The following is a 2,117-nucleotide window of genomic DNA, read 5'->3' on the forward strand; positions in this document are numbered from 1 at the left end:
CTTTCTCGATGATCTCGCCCCCGTCACGATCGAGAAAGAGGGCCGTCTGCAACGCTTCCATTTCCACAACAGACATAGTAAAGACTGTCTTGCTCAGGAGCTCTCTTTATTGGAATCCGAACTGGCGGCGGTATAGGACTACGACCGCTTCCCGGCTGATCGCCCATGTACAACTTCGATAAGTCAGCGAAGTCGCCGTGGCGACGGAGCCGAACGATCTGCGGTTGCTTCCATCGCGCCATGATCACCGGCAAACGAGAAACTCATCAGGCAACAATCGTGTGAGGTGTTGTTCAATTTCTCGTTTGCCGACAGCACGACCCGAATGACTCATTCTAAAGAAAACGTCTAATCTGGCTTACCGTTCTTGTTGCCGAACGTCCTTCGGAGCGGGTCCCGTTTGAGTTGTGCTGGAGTCATTATGCGCGTCGCTCCCATCGCCCTGCTTTCGATTGTCGCTATCGTTGCGGCGGCCCAAGATCAGCCCGCAACGCTTTCTGGCATCCGCCGCATCCACACGTTGACTCTGGTATCCAATGATCTTCGCGGAACGGATCGAGACCGCATCGTTCGCGCCTTTCAAGGTGGTACATACTCCGTGGACGAACTCGCAGAGCGAGTGCGTGACAAACTCCGAGAGCGAGGCTATGCACTCGTTGAAGTAGATACCCCGCAAATCACCTGCGTCCGTTCCGCGCAATCCAAGTGCGATGCCGATGTTCGCTTAATGGTGCGCGCCGGCGATCAGTATCGCCTAGGCGAAATTGCCTTCACGCTTTCCCCGGCAACTCGATTTTTCCTTCCGATCAACTCCGCGCACAATTTTCCCTTCAACGTGGAGCGATCTTTAACTCAACTGCAATCGGCAAAGGACTCGAAAACCTGAGAGAGTTATACGGCACGGAAGGGTACGCGAACTTCGGAGCAATTCCCAAGCTGCAATACGACATGGCCCGTCACATAATCAACCTCACTATTGACATAGACCAGGGCCGCCCCGTCACTTTCGGCAAACTCCTTTTCGAAGGTATCGAACCTCGCGCTGGCGCTCCCAAAGAGCATCAGGCCTCATGGAAGGAACTCGAAGGCAAACGCTACAACTCCCATCTCTTGAAAGAATGGCTGACGCGAAACTCGACAGAATGGTCTGGCTCTGCCGCCTCTCAGGCTCATATAGAACCCATTGCCGCTTCCGCCGATTCCCCTTCTGCCCTTAACATGCTGCTCCATTTCCAGTAGTGCCGGACCCGCATAACCGTCGCGCCTGGATCACCGGCATTCCGGAACTTACCCAAATTTGGTGCAATTTCGAGTGGTGGAAGACTGCCGACAACCCGATCGGAACATGAAACACCGGCACCTTTTCTCACACGGGATGGGCGAGAAGGCCGAGGAATACAATCATCCCAAGGTCTCTTTAGAAGTTCGGCGAAGCTACACAAATTGAGGCAACCACATTGTTGACTACCGGGTTGATCACCTTGATCGTCGATTCTCGAAATGCACGCAACATCGATCCCGAAGAAGCCTTGCGATATATTTCTTTGACTCGATTCCTCGTCATCGCAACCGTCTACACCGCCTGTGTTTTCTGGATGGAACTTGCCAAGAATGGGCCATTCATTTTTTCCAGTCGGAACACACGATCCAAAGTACAGGTCGTGCAAGCTCATGCGATGTACTTGGTATTCCTATTTTGCTTTTACCGAATGAGCGTCTATCTCGTTCCGACGCTCCCATTTTGGATGACGGATAATTTCCGCGTAAGTGCGAACACTAGAGCATCAATTGCTGACCTACTGCTCTGTGCCGCGGCATATGGTATGGCCTACTTTGAGCGCAAGTGGCTCTTTAGAGAGTGCAGCACAGATATTTGCTCTTCCGACAACTCGTCCGCCGACGCACACATTGCCAAGTTCGAGAAGTAATTTGCGGGCAGGCTTTGCCAACCATCAAATGCAGACGCCGGACCAGCGGACAATTCTAGCAGCTGGTGAATCACCGGCATCTATGAGAAGGTCATAAAAGTCAAGGCCGACGTGGCGGCCGTTCTGGATTCACCTCGACAGCATCGTTGAGCGGTGGAGAGTGCTGTCAAGGGCGTCCGAAGGACGTTC

3 protein-coding genes are annotated in these 2,117 nt (G+C 53.1%); 2 read left to right on the forward strand and 1 reads right to left on the reverse strand.

All coding sequences use genetic code 11. The annotated features are described in order from the left end of the window. Window positions 1-421 precede the first annotated feature (421 nt). Window positions 422-886 carry a hypothetical protein gene (locus Q8902_15885; GenBank protein MDP4201035.1) on the forward strand — a complete coding sequence of 155 codons (465 nt, stop codon included), beginning with the start codon at window positions 422-424 and terminating at the stop codon, window positions 884-886. Window positions 887-891: 5 nt separating this feature from the next. On the opposite strand, the gene Q8902_15890 is transcribed toward Q8902_15885, so the two are convergent. Next, window positions 892-1,062: a hypothetical protein gene (locus Q8902_15890; protein MDP4201036.1), complete on the reverse strand. Its 171-nt coding sequence runs from the start codon at window positions 1,060-1,062 to the stop codon at window positions 892-894. A 410-nt stretch (window positions 1,063-1,472) separates the two neighbouring features. Between Q8902_15890 and Q8902_15895 the strand changes: the two genes are divergently transcribed. After that, window positions 1,473-1,928 (forward strand): hypothetical protein, encoded by a 456-nt coding sequence (locus Q8902_15895; protein MDP4201037.1) that lies wholly within the window; start codon window positions 1,473-1,475, stop codon window positions 1,926-1,928. The last annotated feature ends 189 nt before the right edge of the window (window positions 1,929-2,117 follow it).

The organism is Bacteroidota bacterium (genome assembly GCA_030706745.1).
GTDB lineage: Bacteria > Bacteroidota > Ignavibacteria > Palsa-1295 > Palsa-1295 > PALSA-1295.